Source organism: Sphingopyxis sp. PET50, assembly GCF_025244705.1.
Lineage (GTDB): Bacteria > Pseudomonadota > Alphaproteobacteria > Sphingomonadales > Sphingomonadaceae > Sphingopyxis.
This window is the reverse complement of record NZ_CP104207.1, coordinates 1,916,971-1,929,869: the sequence shown is the minus strand read 5'-3', so window position 1 is coordinate 1,929,869 and position 12,899 is coordinate 1,916,971. Positions and strand designations below refer to the sequence as shown.

Below are 12,899 nucleotides of genomic sequence, written 5' to 3'. Positions count from 1 at the left end.
GGAGGGGAATCCAGTTCATTCCTCAAATGTCCGCTTCCCACCCCCCAAAGCCGACATCTATCGGCTGGCACAGTGATGCAGCTTATCCCAACGCCTCAACAGCCTCCGCCAACTCGAGCCAGCGATCCTCCGCCGCCGCCTTCTCTTCGCGCAGCGCCTCGAGCTTGCCCGTCAGCGCGGCGAAGCGCGCATGGTCGCGCGTGAAGAGATTGCCGTCGGAAAGCTCGGCCTCGATGTCCGCCATCTCCGTCTCGATCGCCTCGATCTGCGCCGGGAGCAGATCGTAGTCGCGCTGGTCCTTGTAGCTCAGCTTCTTGCGTGCCTGCGGAGGGGGCGGAGCGGCTTCGGTCGAAGCCGACTTGGCCTTGGCGGCGTTCGGCTTCGCGCGCTTGGCTTCCCAGTCCGCATACCCCCCCGCGACGATGTCGACCTTGCCCGATCCGTCGAGGCCGAGCGTCACGGTCACGGTGCGGTCGAGGAAATCGCGGTCGTGGCTGACCAGCAGGACCGTGCCGGCATAGTCGGCGATGACCTCCTGGAGCAGATCGAGCGTTTCGAGGTCGAGGTCGTTGGTCGGCTCGTCGAGGACGAGCAGGTTCGATTCGCGGGCGAATTCGCGCGCCAGCAGCAGGCGCGAGCGCTCGCCGCCCGACAGCGCGCCGACGCTCGCCTCGACGACGCCGGGGTCGAAGAGAAATTCCTTCAGATAGCCCTGAATATGCTTCTTGACCCCGCGCACCTCCACCCAGTCGCCGCCGTCGGCGAGGATGTCGCGGACGCGCTTTTCGGGCGACAGCAGGCTGCGCTGCTGGTCGATGACGATGCCATCGAGCGTCGGGGCGAGGGTGACGCTGCCGCTGTCGGGGGCGATCTCGCCGGTGAGCAGCTTGAGCAGGGTCGACTTGCCCGCGCCATTGGCGCCGACGATGCCGATGCGGTCGCCGCGCTGGACGCGGAAATCGAAATTCCTGATGATCGTACGGTCGCCGAAGCTCTTCGAGATATTCTCCGCGACGATCACCGATTTCGAGCGGACATCGTCGTTCGCGAGCCCGAGTTTCGCGACGCCGGGGCCGCCGATCATCGCGGCGCGGGTCGCACGCATTTCCTTCAATTTTTCGAGCCGTCCCTGGTTGCGCTTACGCCGCGCGGTGACGCCGCGTTCGAGCCAGTGCGCCTCGAGCCGCAGTTTCGAATCGAGTTTCTGCGCGGCGCGGGCTTCCTCCGCAAAGACGGCCTCGGTCCATTCCTCGAACCCGCCGAAACCGATTTCCTTGCGGCGGATGCTGCCGCGGTCGAGCCACAGGGTCTGGCGGGTGAGGCGGGTGAGGAAGGTGCGGTCGTGGCTGATGACGACGAAGGCGCCGGTGTAGCGCGCGAGCCAGCTTTCGAGCCAGTCGATCGCCGCGAGGTCGAGATGGTTGGTCGGCTCGTCGAGCAGCAGCACGTCGGGGTTCTGCGCCAAGGCACGGGCGAGCGCGGCACGGCGGCGCTCGCCGCCCGAGGCGCTGGCGGCGGTGCGGTTCATGTCGATGCCGAGCTGGTCGGCGATCGCCGCGACCTCATGCTCGGGCGGGGCGTCGGTTCCCGCGACCGCGAAGTCCATCAGCGTCGCGAAAGGCCGGAAATCGGGTTCCTGTTCGAGCATCACGACCTGGGTGCCGGGAACGATCACGCGCTTGCCCTTGTCGGGCTCGATCCGGCCGACGAGCAATTTGAGCAGGGTCGTCTTGCCCGCGCCGTTGCGGCCGATCAGCGCGAGCCGGTCGCGCTCGCCGACATAGATGTCGAGGTCCCGGAACAGCCAGCCGCTGCCCTGGACCAGGCCGAGGCCTTCATAAGATAAGATCGGGGCTGCCATGATGAACGGCTCGCTACTGGCCTGTTCAGCGTCATGCAAGCGCCGTCGCCGCAAAGGCCGGAACGCACCGGCCCCGTCTGCGTTAGGGGGCGGGAATTCATCACGGCCGGGCTTCCGGCCACAGGAGAAAACAATGACGAAGCATATGCTCACCGCTATGGCCAGTGGACTCGCGCTGATGGCGGCCACGCCCGCGCTTGCACAGCAGCAGGGAGGCACGACGGTGACGACAGCGAATGTGCAGGGACCGATCCTGAGCTTCAGCGTCAACCAGGAGGTGCGCTCGCGCCCCGACCAGGCGACGGTCGGCGCGGGCGTGCAGACCACCGCGCCGACAGCGGTCGAGGCGATGCGCCTCAATGCGGCCGCGATGGACAAGCTGATCGCCGCCGCCAAGGCGCGCGGGATCAAGGCCGAGGATATCCAGACGAGCGGTATCAGCCTGTCGCCGCAATACGACTACAACAATAGCGGCAACGGCCAGTCCCCGCGCTTCGTCGGTTATCAGGTATCGAACACGGTCCGCGCCACGACGTCGAAGATCGACGAAATCGGCGCGCTGCTCGACGCGCTGGTCGCGGCGGGCGGGACCAATATCGACGGACCGTGGTTCGGGGTGAAGGATGCCGACGCGCAGCTCGTGGGCGCGCGCGGCGCGGCGATCAAGGAGGCCGAGGCGAAGGCGGCCGACTATGCGCGGCTTGCGGGCTATCGCGGCGCCGAACTGGTGTCGATCAGCGAGGGCAGCTTCGGCGGGCCGATGCCGCCGGTCCCGATGGTGCGCCTGCAGGCGATGGAAGCGGCGGGCAAGGCGACGCCGGTCGAGCCGGGGCAGGTGTCGAACACGCTGACGCTGAGCTTTCAATATCGGCTGGTGAGGTAGGCGGATCGGGGGGCGGTATGAACCGCCCCCGACTTCCGTTCGTGTCGAGCGAAGTCGAGACACCACGAAGGCAAGCGCGTCAAATAAGTGTCTCGACTACGCTCGACACGAACGGGTTTTTGAGGGTGGCGTTTAGTCCAGCTCCCCCTCCGCCCACGGCCAGGGCCGCTCACGGAACCATTTGGTGATGATGTACTTGCGTCCCTTGCGCACCTTCATCCCGTGGTGGAGCGTGTCGTCGTTGGTGGTGCCGTCGGGGCGGACATTGTTCCAGGCGAGCAATTTGCCCTCCTCGGGCTGGTGCATCTTGCCGGTGGCGAGGAAGCGCGTCGCGCCGCCCGCGGGCGGTTCGTTCAGATAGACCATCAATGTCCAGCTGCGCTGGCCGGGGATGGCGCAATAGGTGTCCCAGTCGGCGCCGCGCGGGTCGAAGAAATCGGTGTGCGCCTTGAATTCCTGCCCGACGTCGTAGCGCTGGCCCTGCAGCGGCTCGCCATATTCGGTCGGGATGCCGGTGAGCGCGTGAAGCCGGTCGTTTACCGCGCGGACGACGGGATCGCGGTGGTCGAGGTCGCAGGTCGTGCTCGTGCGAAAGCTGTCGTCGCCATTGGGGTCGGCGATCGTCGAGGGGCGGACGTCGCGGTCGATCCGCTCGATCAGCGCGGCGCAGGTTTCGGGATCGAGAAAGCCGGGCAGCATGAATTGCTGCAGCTTCGCGGTCGGCGCGCGGCGGACGCCGGGCACGGCGGCGAGCCGTTCGGCGGTGCGGTCGGCGCCCGAAGTCGCCATGTCCACGATCTTGTCGCTCATGCCGCGCTTTTAGGGGGCATGTACGACACGAACAATGCTTGACGAACGGGCCCTGCCGCGCCTATCGCCGCGCGCTGTCGCAGCGGCTTTGCGCGCGGCGTGTGGCGATCATAGCTCAGTTGGTCAGAGCGCCGGTTTGTGGTACCGGAGGTCACGGGTTCGAGCCCCGTTGGTCGCCCCATTTTCTTGATCGTTGCGCCTATGCGGGATTTGGGGTGACACCCAGCGCCTGTCGGATTATTACGTCTTGACGTAATTTTCTAACGCGAGGGAGTCGCGCATGTCTGCTGTCTGGGATTTCGCCGATTTCGACGATCATGAGCATGTCCATATGTTCCGTGATCGCGACAGCGGGCTGACCGCGGTCATCGCCGTCCACTCGACCCACCTCGGCCCCGGCGCGGGCGGGGTGCGTTACTGGCATTATCCGCAGCGCAAGGCCGCGATCACCGACGCGCTGCGCCTGTCGCGCGGGATGAGCTACAAGAATGCCATGGCGGGCCTGCCGATGGGCGGCGGCAAGGGCGTGATCCTGGCCGACGAGGGGGTGGAGAAGACGCCGGACTTGCTCGCAGCGTTCGGCCGTGCGGTCGAATCGCTGGGCGGTGCCTATGTCACCGCCGAGGATGTCGGCATGTCCGACGCCGACATGGTCGCGATCTCGCAGCATACCAAGCACGTCAGCGGCCTGCCGGTGGCGAGCGGCGAGGCGGGTGGTGACCCCGGCCCGCTGACCGCGCTCGGCGTCTATCTGGGTATTCGCGCCGCGATCAAGCAGGGACTGGGCGCGGACAGCGCCAGGGGCGTGCGCGTTGCGATCCAGGGCGTGGGCAGCGTCGGCGGCGGGGTCGCGCGGCGGCTGGCGGCCGACGGCGCGAAGCTGACGCTGGCCGACGTCAATCTGGCGCGCGCGAAGGCGCTCGCCGACGAACTCGGCGCCGAGCTCGCCGATTCGGCGGCGATCATGGAGATCGAGGCCGATGTCCTGAGCCCCAATGCGCTGGGCGCGATCCTGACCGAGCAGAGCATCGAAAAGCTCAACGTGCCGATCGTCGCGGGCGGCGCGAACAACCAGCTTGCGACCACGGCCGACGGCCAGCGCATCCACGACCGCGGTATCGTCTATGCCCCCGATTATGTGATCAACGCGGGCGGCATCATCAACGTCGCGCTCGAATATCTGGGGCAGGGGAGCCGCGAGGAGGTCGAGAGCCGCATCCGCCAGATCCCCGGCCGGCTGGCCGACATCTGGGCCGAGAGCAAGGCGAGCGGGACACCGGCGTCGGTGGTCGCGGACCGGATGGCGCAGAAGCTGATCGGGCGGGGATGATGCTGTTGCTGTTCCCCGGCGAAAGCCGGGGTCCAGCGCGGACGAGCGCGAAGCTGGCGTTAGGCATTCTGGGCCCCGGCTTTCGCCGGGGAACGGGGAAGAAGGCTGGCGCGGGTTCCGATTTCCGCTAAGCCCTCGAGCAATGAAGCGGCATTTCTACCTCGTCTGCGGCTGGCTGTCGCTCGCGCTCGGCGCGATCGGGGCGTTTCTGCCGTTGCTGCCGACGGTGCCGTTCGTGATCCTCGCCGCCTTCTGCTTCGCGCGCTCGTCGCCGCGGCTCGAGGCGTGGCTGCTGAACCATCCGACCTTTGGCCATCACATCGTCGCCTGGCGCGAGAAGGGTGCGATCAGCCGCAAGGGCAAGATCGCGGCGACGGTGGCATTCGCGGTGAGCATCGTGCTGGCGGCGATCTTTTCGCCATGGCCGTGGGTCATGGCGCCGGTGATCGCGGCGGGGGTGACGGGGAGTTGGATCTGGACGCGGCCGGAAGGGTGAGGGGGCGGGGAGGGCGAGTTTGGGGTGCGGAGCGGATGTCGATCTCCCCTCCCGCAGGCGGGAGGGGCTGGGGGTGGGCATCGACGGTGCGATGGCCCACCCCGCTGCGACTAACGAACAAGTTCGTAAGTCTCGCTGCCCCTCCCGCCTGCGGGAGGGGAGATCAGATCATCCCTGCACTGTCCGCCAACGTCCGCAACCCGCCGCGCCGGTCCCGCAAGCCCCGGACTTGACCTCGTCCGCGGCACGCGCGACAGAGGCGCCGCCGGGTCGCGCCAGGCAATTCACTGGACCGATAAATCGGCCTCACCTAAAGACGACGCGAACCGATGCACGCTTACGCCAATCCGACCCGCTTCCTCGCGATCGCGAAGCCGCTGACGCCGTGGCTGCTCGGCGTCGGGCTGTTGCTGCTGCTCGGCGGGGCGTGGGCGGGGCTGGCACTGGTGCCGGGCGATTACAAGCAGGGCGAAACCGCGCGCATCCTCTACGTTCATGTGCCGTCGGCGTGGCTGGGCATGGGCGGCTGGACGAGCCTGGCGGTCGCGGGACTCGTGCAACTCGTCTGGCGGCATCCGCTGGCGGGAATCGCCGCGCGCGCCATCGCGGTGCCGGGGATGCTGTTTACCGCGCTCTGTCTTGCCACCGGGTCGATCTGGGGCAAGCCGACCTGGGGGACCTGGTGGGAATGGGACGGGCGGATGACCTCGATGCTCGTCCTGCTCTTTCTCTATGCGGGCTTCATCGCGCTGACGGGCGGCGACGAGGGGCAGAAACAGGGCGGGACGCTGTCGCGCGGCGCCGCCGTCTATGCGCTGGTCGGCGCGATCAACATCCCGATCATCAACCGCAGCGTCGTGTGGTGGAACAGCCTGCACCAGGGGCCGAGCATCACCGTGCGCGGGTCGAGCATCGACGGCGCGCTGCTGTGGCCGCTGGGCTTGACCTTGCTGGGTTTTTCCTTGCTATTCGGCGCCATCGTGCTGATGCGGATGCGGCGGATCATCGCCGACAACCGCGTCGCGGCGCGGCTGCGGCGGCTCGCCGACGACGAGAATTGATATGGCCGGGGGCATTGACGCATGACCGGGGTGATCAGCGGGAGCGGGCAATGGGCCTATGTGGCCGCCGCCTATGGGCTGACCATGTTCTTGACCGGCGCGGTGCTGTGGACGAGCTGGCGCGCGATGACCAAGGCCGAAAAGCGCAGCGACGCGCTGCGCAGGAATCGCAAATGAAGGCGAAGCATCAAAGACTGATCCTGGCGCTGGTCGCGCTTGCCGGTGTCGCGGGGGCGGGGGTGCTCGGCGCGAGCGCGCTGCGCGACGAGGCCGCCTATTTCCGCACCCCGCAGGAGATCAGGGCGGGCAAGGCGGTCGTCGGCGAGCCGATGCGGCTGGGCGGCATGGTCGCGGCGGGGAGCATCGAACGGCAGGCCGACGGGGTGACGATCCGTTTCGTCGCAACCGACGGCAAGGCGTCGGTGCCGGTGCAGTTCACCGGCATCGTCCCCGACCTGTTCGCCGAGGAAAGCGGCATGGTCGCCGACGGGCGGATGCGCGCCGACGGGACCTTCGTCGCGGACCGCATATTGGCGAAGCACGACGAGCGGTACATGCCGCCGCAGATGGGCGAGATGCCCAAGGGCCTGGCCAAGGCGGCGCCGCAGGGATGAGCCTGCTTCATTCCCGTCGCCCCCGCGCAGGCGGGGGCCGCTGTCGGCCTGTTCCTGCGCCGCCGCGTAAACCGGATGCGGCCCCCGCCTGCGCGGGGGCGGCGTTCGAAATCAGGGCGACGATCGGATGATCGCCGAACTCGGCCTCGCGCTGCTCTGGATCGCGGCGGCGCTCGCGTGCCTGTCGCTGGTCGCGGGCACGATCTATCTGCGCGGCGGGCAGAAGGATCTGGCGGCGCTGGTGCGGCCGACGAGCGTGGCGCAGGGGGTGCTGACCGCACTCGCCTTTGCCCTGCTGATCGCGCTGTTCGTGCGGTCGGACATGTCGGTCGAGCTGGTCGCGCGCAACAGCAACAGTTTGAAACCGATGCTGTTCAAGGTCGCGGGGGCATGGGGCAATCATGAAGGGTCGATGCTGCTGTGGCTGACGATCCTGGGCATTTCAGGGGCGCTGGTCGCGATCTTCGAGAAAAGGTTGCGCGAGGATACGCTGATCGCGACGCTCGCGGCGCAGGCGGCGCTGAGCCTCGGTTTCTTCGCCTTCCTGATCTTTTCGTCGAACCCGTTCAAGCGCCTGCCGGTGGCGCCGCCCGACGGGCAGGGTCTCAATCCGCTGCTCCAGGACCCCGGCCTCGCCTTTCACCCGCCGACGCTCTACGTCGGTTATGTCGGGCTGTCGGTGGCGTTCAGCTTCGCGGTCGGCGCGCTGATCACGCGCGAGATCGGACCCGCCTTCGCCCGCGCGATGCGGCCGTGGGTGCTGGGGAGCTGGATCTTCCTGACGCTCGGCATCACCGCGGGCAGCTACTGGGCCTATTATGAACTGGGCTGGGGCGGCTGGTGGTTCTGGGATCCGGTCGAGAATGTCTCGCTGATCCCCTGGCTCGCGGGCGCGGCGTTGCTCCATTCGGTCGCGGTGACGGCGACGCGCAACGCGCTGCGCGCCTGGACGGTAATGCTGGCGGTGATCGGTTTCTCGATGTCGATGGTCGGCACCTTCATCGTGCGGTCGGGCCTCCTGACCAGCGTCCATAGCTTCGCGGTCGATCCCGAGCGCGGCACCTTCCTGCTCGCGCTGATGGCGATCTATATCGGCGGCGCGCTGACTTTGTTCGCGCTGCGCGCGGGGACGGTCGCCGAGGGCAAGAAGTTCGCGCTGCTGAGCCGCGAGGGATCGCTGGTCATCAACAACCTGCTCTTGACGACGATCCTCGCGCTGGTGCTGCTCGGCACCCTCTATCCGATCGTCGCCGAGGCGCTGGGCGAGAAGATTTCGGTCGGCCCGCCCTATTACAACAAGGTCGCGGGGCCGCTGGCGCTGATCCTGTGCCTCGTCATGGTCGCGGGGCCGCTGCTGGCCTGGCGCAAGGACGACGGCCAGAAACTGTGGGCACGGTTGCCGATGGCGGTGTTCGCGGGGGCGCTGGTGCTGGTGCTGCTCGTCATTTTCGGAGGCAGGATCGGGATATTGCCGCTGCTCGGCATGACGGTGGCGGGCGTCGTCGCGGTGGCGAGCCTCGCGCCGCTGTGGGGCCGCAATCTGCGCCGCACGCCGCTGCCGACCTGGGGCATGGTGATCGCGCATTTCGGGGTCGCGGTGGCGCTGGCGGGCATGGGGGCGGAGAGCGCCTTCATCAAGGAACGGCTGGTCGCGGCGGCGCCCGGCGACACGATCAAGGTCGCCGGCTATGAGGTATTGTTCAAGGGCGTGCGGCCGGTGGCGGGGCCGAACTATACCGCGATCGAAGGCACGCTGATCGCGACATCGGGCGGCGCCTCGCACGTGCTGAAGCCCGAATCGCGGATGTTCCCCGGCTTGATGGGCACCGCGCCGACCGAGACCAACGAGGCGGCGCTGCTGACGCGGCCGGGCGGGCAGCTCTATGTCGTGCTGGGGCAGCCGGTGGCCGGGGCCGATGGCGCGGACCGCTATCAGCTCCGCCTGTGGTGGAAGCCGCTGGTGTGGTGGATATGGCTGGGCGGCGCGCTGATCGCGCTCGGCGCGGCGCTGTCGATGCTCGGGCGGGCGCAGTTGCTCACCTTGTGGCGGGCGCGCAGGGCGCGCAAGGATCGGGATCGCTGGAAATGACGGATCGCGAGATCATGTTCTTCGTCAAGCTGGCGCTGTTCCTGTTGTCGGTCTGCGTCGTCGGATACCTCGCCTATCGCGTGCAATCGCGCCGCGACGGCGGACCGGCGAAGGGCAATCTCGTGCTTTTTGCGCCGCTGGCGATCATGGGGCTGCTGTTCGGTGCCTTCGTCTACCGGCTGACGGTGCCGGGCGAGACGCTGATCCAGTCGCAATGGATCAACAAGCCGATGCCGCTGTTCGACCTGCCCCCCGCGACCGCGGGGGTCGAGGGGCTGAAGAGCAGCCAGCTCGCCGACGGCAGGCCGCGGCTGGTCAACGTCTTCGCAAGCTGGTGCATCCCGTGCCGCGCCGAGGCGCCGCAGCTCGAGGCGCTGAAGGCGGCGGGAATCCCGATCGACGGCATCGCGATCCGCGACCGGCCCGACGATGTCGCGCAATTCCTGAACGAGGTCGGCAATCCGTTCGACCGCATCGGGTCCGACGTGCAGAGCAGCGTGCAGATCGCGCTGGGATCGTCCGGCGTGCCCGAAACCTTCCTGATCGACGGCAAGGGGATCATCCGCGAGCAGATCCAGGGCGTGATCCTGCAGGAGCAGGTCCCCGAAATCATCGCCAGGCTGGAGGCGATGAAATGAGGCGGGGCACCGCCCTGATCGCATGGCTGGCGATCGCGGCCGCGCCGGCCATCGCGCAGGATCGCCTGCCGCTCGGCTGCCCTATGCCTATCAGCAGCTCGCCGATCCGGCCAAGGAGGCGAAGGCGAAGGCGCTGATGGAAACGCTGCGCTGCCTGGTCTGCCAGGGCCAGTCGATCGCCGACAGCGACGCGCCGCTGGCCTAGCGACATGCGCAACGAGGTGCGGACCAAGATCGCGGCGGGCGAGAGCCCCGATGCGATCCGCGACTGGCTGATCGCGCGCTATGGCAATTGGGTGAGCTACGACCCTCCGTTCGACACGGCGACGGCGTTTCTGTGGATCGGCCCCTTGCTGTTCCTCGCGCTCGGCGGCTGGCTCGCCTTCGGGCGCTTCCGGCGCGGCGGCGGCGACAGCGGGGGCGAGGCATGATCTGGATCCTGATCATGCTCGCAGCGGCGCTGACCGTCGGCGGCATCATGTTTCTCGGCAAGCTGCCCGGCGGCGCGCGGCCGCTGGCCGCGGCGGCGGTAATGCTGGGCCTTGCCGGCTATGCGCTGCAGGGGAAGCCGTCGCTGCCGGGCAAGCCGGTCGCGGCCCCGGCCGAGCCCGAGGGCTTCGGCGAGGTAATCACCGACCGGCGGCAGGGTATGACCGATCGTTTCGGCCCGGCGGCGCCGTGGCTGGGAATCTCCGACGGATTTGCCCGCTCGAAGAAATATGGGCTCGCGGCGCAGACGCTCGAGAAGGGGCTCGAAAAATATCCCGACAATGTCGATCTGTGGGTCGGGCTGGGCAATGCGCTCGTCGCGCATGGCGGCGGTACGATGTCGCCCGCCGCGGCGCTGGCGTTCGAAGAGGCGGCGAAGCGCGATCCGTCGCATCCCGCGCCGCCCTTCTTCGCGGGGTTGGCGCTCGCGCAGGGCGGCGACCTGAAAGGCGCCGAGGCGGTGTGGGGACAGTTGCTCGAACGCAGCCCGGCCGACGCGCCGTGGCGGCCCGACCTCGAGGCGCGGCTCGCCGAGCTGCGGCAGGCGCTGGGGCCGGCCCTGCCGCCTAGCCGATTCTTCGCCCGAAACCGCCCCCGAAACCCCCGGCGCACGGTGACACTTCCCTTTTCCTGCGGCTGGTCTAAAGGCGCGCGATGACTGTTGAGTCGCCAATGGCGGCGGACGATACCGAAGGGGCCGCCGCAAGCGCCGCAGAGACCGCGCATGGCCATGGCCATCATGGCGATGGCCGAGCTGAAGCTCGCCGTCGGCGCGATCGGCGTCGTGTTCGGCGATATCGGAACCAGCCCGCTATACGCCTTCCGCGAAACCTTTTCCGGCCATTACGGCATCGAGACCGACAGCCTGCACATCTATGGCGTGCTGAGCCTCGTCTTCTGGTCGATGATGCTGGTGGTGACCTTCAAATATGTGATGACGATCACCAAGGCCGACAACAAGGGCGAGGGCGGCAGCATGGCGTTGCTGGCGCTGATCAGCCGCTCGTCGGAAGGCAAGCGCTGGAGCTGGCCGCTCGTGCTGCTGGGCGTATTCGCGACGGCGCTCTTCTATGGCGACAGCATGATCACGCCTGCCATGTCGGTGCTGTCGGCCACCGAGGGGCTGGGATACGTCAATACCGGATTCCAGCCCTATATCGTGCCCATCGCGCTTGCCATCCTGATCGGCCTGTTCGCGATCCAGTCGCGCGGGACGGCCAAGGTAGGGGCGCTTTTCGGGCCGGTCATGCTGCTGTATTTCGCGGTGCTTGCGATGCTTGGCGTCCTGCATATCGTCGATCATCCGCAGATCATCGTCGAGACGCTGAACCCGATCAACGCGCTGCGCTTTTTCTACAGCGACGGCTTTACGGCCTTTATCGCGCTGGGGGCCGTGGTGCTCGCGGTGACGGGGGCCGAGGCGCTCTATACCGACATGGGGCATTTCGGCCGCACGCCGATCGGGCTGAGCTGGATGTTCTTCGTCATGCCGGCGCTGATGCTGAACTATATGGGCCAGGGCGCGATGGTGCTGGCGGAGCAGGTGCGTCCCGCAAGCGAATTGCTGCAGGATCCCTTCTTCCTGATGGTGCCCGACGATTGGCGCATCCCGGTCGTGCTGCTGACGATCCTGGCGACGATCATCGCCAGCCAGGCGGTGATCACCGGCGCCTTTTCGCTGACCCAGCAGGCGATCCAGCTCGGTTTCATGCCGCGCCTGCGTGTCGACCACACCAGCGCGTCGGCGGCCGGGCAAATCTACATACCGCTCGTCAACTGGGGCCTGATGGTGATGGTGATCATCCTCGTCCTCGGCTTCGGCTCGTCGAGTAATCTCGCAGCAGCCTATGGCATCGCGGTGACCGGCGCGATGTTCATCGACACCTGCCTGATGAGCGTGGTGCTGTTCGCGCTGTGGAGATGGCCGGCGTGGAAGGCGTTGCCGGTCCTTGCCGTGTTCTTCATCGTCGACATCGCCTATTTCGGCGCCAATCTGATCAAGGTGCCCGATGGCGGCTGGGTGCCGCTGGCGATCGGCCTGACGATCTTCACGATGCTGACCACCTGGTCGCGCGGGCGCAAGCTGATGCAGCAGGAAATGGCCGAAGGCGCGATGCCGATCCCGATCTTCGTCAAATCGGCGGCGACCAGCGCGACCCGCGTGCCGGGGACCGCGGTGTTCATGACCTCGACCGCCGACGGCGTGCCGCACGCGCTGCTCCACAATCTGAAGCACAACAAGGTGCTGCACGAACGGATCATCCTGCTGACGATCAAGGTCGCCGACGTGCCCTTTGTCGATGAGGCGAAATTCTGTCAGCTCAACGATCTGGGGCAGGGGTTCCATCGCCTGATCCTGAATTACGGCTTCATGCAGCCGGTCGACGTGCCGGCGGCGCTGCACCGCGTCACAGGCTGCGGCGGCGCCTTCAAGATGCTCGAGACCAGCTTTTTCCTGTCGCGCCAGACTTTGATCGCCGCGGCCAAGCCGGGCATGCCGATCTGGCGGGAGAAATTGTTCGCGTGGATGCTGCGCAATTCGGAAAGCGCGATGGAATATTTCCGCCTGCCGACCAACCGCGTGGTCGAACTGGGCAGCCAGGTCGCGATCTGACGGTGCATCCGTTT

General features: G+C 67.4%; 11 protein-coding genes, 1 tRNA gene and 2 pseudogenes. 12 read left to right on the top strand and 2 right to left on the bottom strand.

The features are described 5' to 3' along the window. Positions 1-82: 82 nt before the first annotated feature. Entirely contained in the window at positions 83-1,861 is a 1,779-nt protein-coding gene (locus tag N0A20_RS10185) for an ABC-F family ATP-binding cassette domain-containing protein (RefSeq protein WP_260580323.1), read from the bottom strand. Between the two features lie 133 nt (positions 1,862-1,994). On the opposite strand from N0A20_RS10185, the gene N0A20_RS10180 reads away from it, so the two are divergent. After that, a complete protein-coding gene (locus tag N0A20_RS10180; protein ID WP_260580322.1) occupies positions 1,995-2,744 on the top strand; it encodes an SIMPL domain-containing protein in 750 nt (249 codons plus the stop codon). Positions 2,745-2,876: 132 nt separating this feature from the next. Here N0A20_RS10180 and N0A20_RS10175 read toward each other — a convergent pair whose 3' ends face one another. Next, positions 2,877-3,554: a prolyl hydroxylase family protein gene (locus N0A20_RS10175; protein WP_260580321.1), complete on the bottom strand. Its 678-nt coding sequence runs from the start codon at positions 3,552-3,554 to the stop codon at positions 2,877-2,879. Between the two features lie 104 nt (positions 3,555-3,658). Between N0A20_RS10175 and N0A20_RS10170 the strand changes: the two genes are divergently transcribed. The 11 genes and pseudogenes from N0A20_RS10170 (at position 3,659) to N0A20_RS10120 (ending at position 12,885) form a co-directional block, all read left to right on the top strand. Next, positions 3,659-3,735 (top strand) — tRNA-His (locus N0A20_RS10170). A 99-nt stretch (positions 3,736-3,834) separates the two neighbouring features. Next, positions 3,835-4,884, top strand: a complete 1,050-nt coding sequence (locus N0A20_RS10165) for a Glu/Leu/Phe/Val dehydrogenase (protein WP_260580320.1) — start codon at positions 3,835-3,837, stop codon at positions 4,882-4,884. A 142-nt stretch (positions 4,885-5,026) separates the two neighbouring features. Then, on the top strand, positions 5,027-5,380 hold the full coding sequence (locus N0A20_RS10160) for a YbaN family protein (RefSeq protein WP_260580318.1): 354 nt from the start codon (positions 5,027-5,029) through the stop codon (positions 5,378-5,380). 329 nt (positions 5,381-5,709) lie between these two features. Further along, entirely contained in the window at positions 5,710-6,441 is a 732-nt protein-coding gene (gene ccmC / locus N0A20_RS10155) for a heme ABC transporter permease CcmC (protein WP_260580316.1), read from the top strand. Positions 6,442-6,462: 21 nt separating this feature from the next. Continuing rightward, positions 6,463-6,618 (top strand): hypothetical protein, encoded by a 156-nt coding sequence (locus N0A20_RS10150; RefSeq protein WP_260580315.1) that lies wholly within the window; start codon positions 6,463-6,465, stop codon positions 6,616-6,618. Beyond that, positions 6,615-7,055 carry a cytochrome c maturation protein CcmE gene (gene ccmE / locus N0A20_RS10145; RefSeq protein WP_260580313.1) on the top strand — a complete coding sequence of 147 codons (441 nt, stop codon included), beginning with the start codon at positions 6,615-6,617 and terminating at the stop codon, positions 7,053-7,055. The genes N0A20_RS10150 and ccmE overlap by 4 nt, the downstream gene beginning before the upstream one ends. A gap of 127 nt (positions 7,056-7,182) precedes the next feature. Next, complete coding sequence (locus N0A20_RS10140) at positions 7,183-9,144, top strand: heme lyase CcmF/NrfE family subunit (RefSeq protein WP_260580312.1); 1,962 nt, start codon at positions 7,183-7,185, stop codon at positions 9,142-9,144. 146 nt (positions 9,145-9,290) lie between these two features. Next, a complete protein-coding gene (locus N0A20_RS10135; RefSeq protein ID WP_260583890.1) occupies positions 9,291-9,782 on the top strand; it encodes a DsbE family thiol:disulfide interchange protein in 492 nt (163 codons plus the stop codon). Continuing rightward, positions 9,779-10,213: pseudogene (locus N0A20_RS10130) on the top strand (cytochrome c-type biogenesis protein). The gene N0A20_RS10135 and the pseudogene N0A20_RS10130 overlap by 4 nt, the downstream one beginning before the upstream one ends. Further along, positions 10,210-10,929 (top strand): tetratricopeptide repeat protein, encoded by a 720-nt coding sequence (locus N0A20_RS10125; protein WP_260580310.1) that lies wholly within the window; start codon positions 10,210-10,212, stop codon positions 10,927-10,929. The pseudogene N0A20_RS10130 and the gene N0A20_RS10125 overlap by 4 nt, the downstream one beginning before the upstream one ends. Continuing rightward, a pseudogene (locus N0A20_RS10120) lies at positions 10,926-12,885 on the top strand (potassium transporter Kup). Before N0A20_RS10125 ends, N0A20_RS10120 begins: the two are co-directional and overlap by 4 nt. The last annotated feature ends 14 nt before the right edge of the window (positions 12,886-12,899 follow it).

What these genes read in the sequence shown, in the direction of transcription:
- N0A20_RS10185 (WP_260580323.1), bottom strand. Translation starts at nt 1,861, where the DNA reads ATGGCAGCCCCGATCTTATCTTATGAAGGCCTCGGCCTGGTCCAGGGC.
- N0A20_RS10180 (WP_260580322.1), top strand. Translation starts at nt 1,995, where the DNA reads ATGACGAAGCATATGCTCACCGCTATGGCCAGTGGACTCGCGCTGATG.
- N0A20_RS10175 (WP_260580321.1), bottom strand. Translation starts at nt 3,554, where the DNA reads ATGAGCGACAAGATCGTGGACATGGCGACTTCGGGCGCCGACCGCACC.
- N0A20_RS10165 (WP_260580320.1), top strand. Translation starts at nt 3,835, where the DNA reads ATGTCTGCTGTCTGGGATTTCGCCGATTTCGACGATCATGAGCATGTC.
- N0A20_RS10160 (WP_260580318.1), top strand. Translation starts at nt 5,027, where the DNA reads ATGAAGCGGCATTTCTACCTCGTCTGCGGCTGGCTGTCGCTCGCGCTC.
- ccmC (WP_260580316.1), top strand. Translation starts at nt 5,710, where the DNA reads ATGCACGCTTACGCCAATCCGACCCGCTTCCTCGCGATCGCGAAGCCG.
- N0A20_RS10150 (WP_260580315.1), top strand. Translation starts at nt 6,463, where the DNA reads ATGACCGGGGTGATCAGCGGGAGCGGGCAATGGGCCTATGTGGCCGCC.
- ccmE (WP_260580313.1), top strand. Translation starts at nt 6,615, where the DNA reads ATGAAGGCGAAGCATCAAAGACTGATCCTGGCGCTGGTCGCGCTTGCC.
- N0A20_RS10140 (WP_260580312.1), top strand. Translation starts at nt 7,183, where the DNA reads ATGATCGCCGAACTCGGCCTCGCGCTGCTCTGGATCGCGGCGGCGCTC.
- N0A20_RS10135 (WP_260583890.1), top strand. Translation starts at nt 9,291, where the DNA reads ATGGGGCTGCTGTTCGGTGCCTTCGTCTACCGGCTGACGGTGCCGGGC.
- N0A20_RS10125 (WP_260580310.1), top strand. Translation starts at nt 10,210, where the DNA reads ATGATCTGGATCCTGATCATGCTCGCAGCGGCGCTGACCGTCGGCGGC.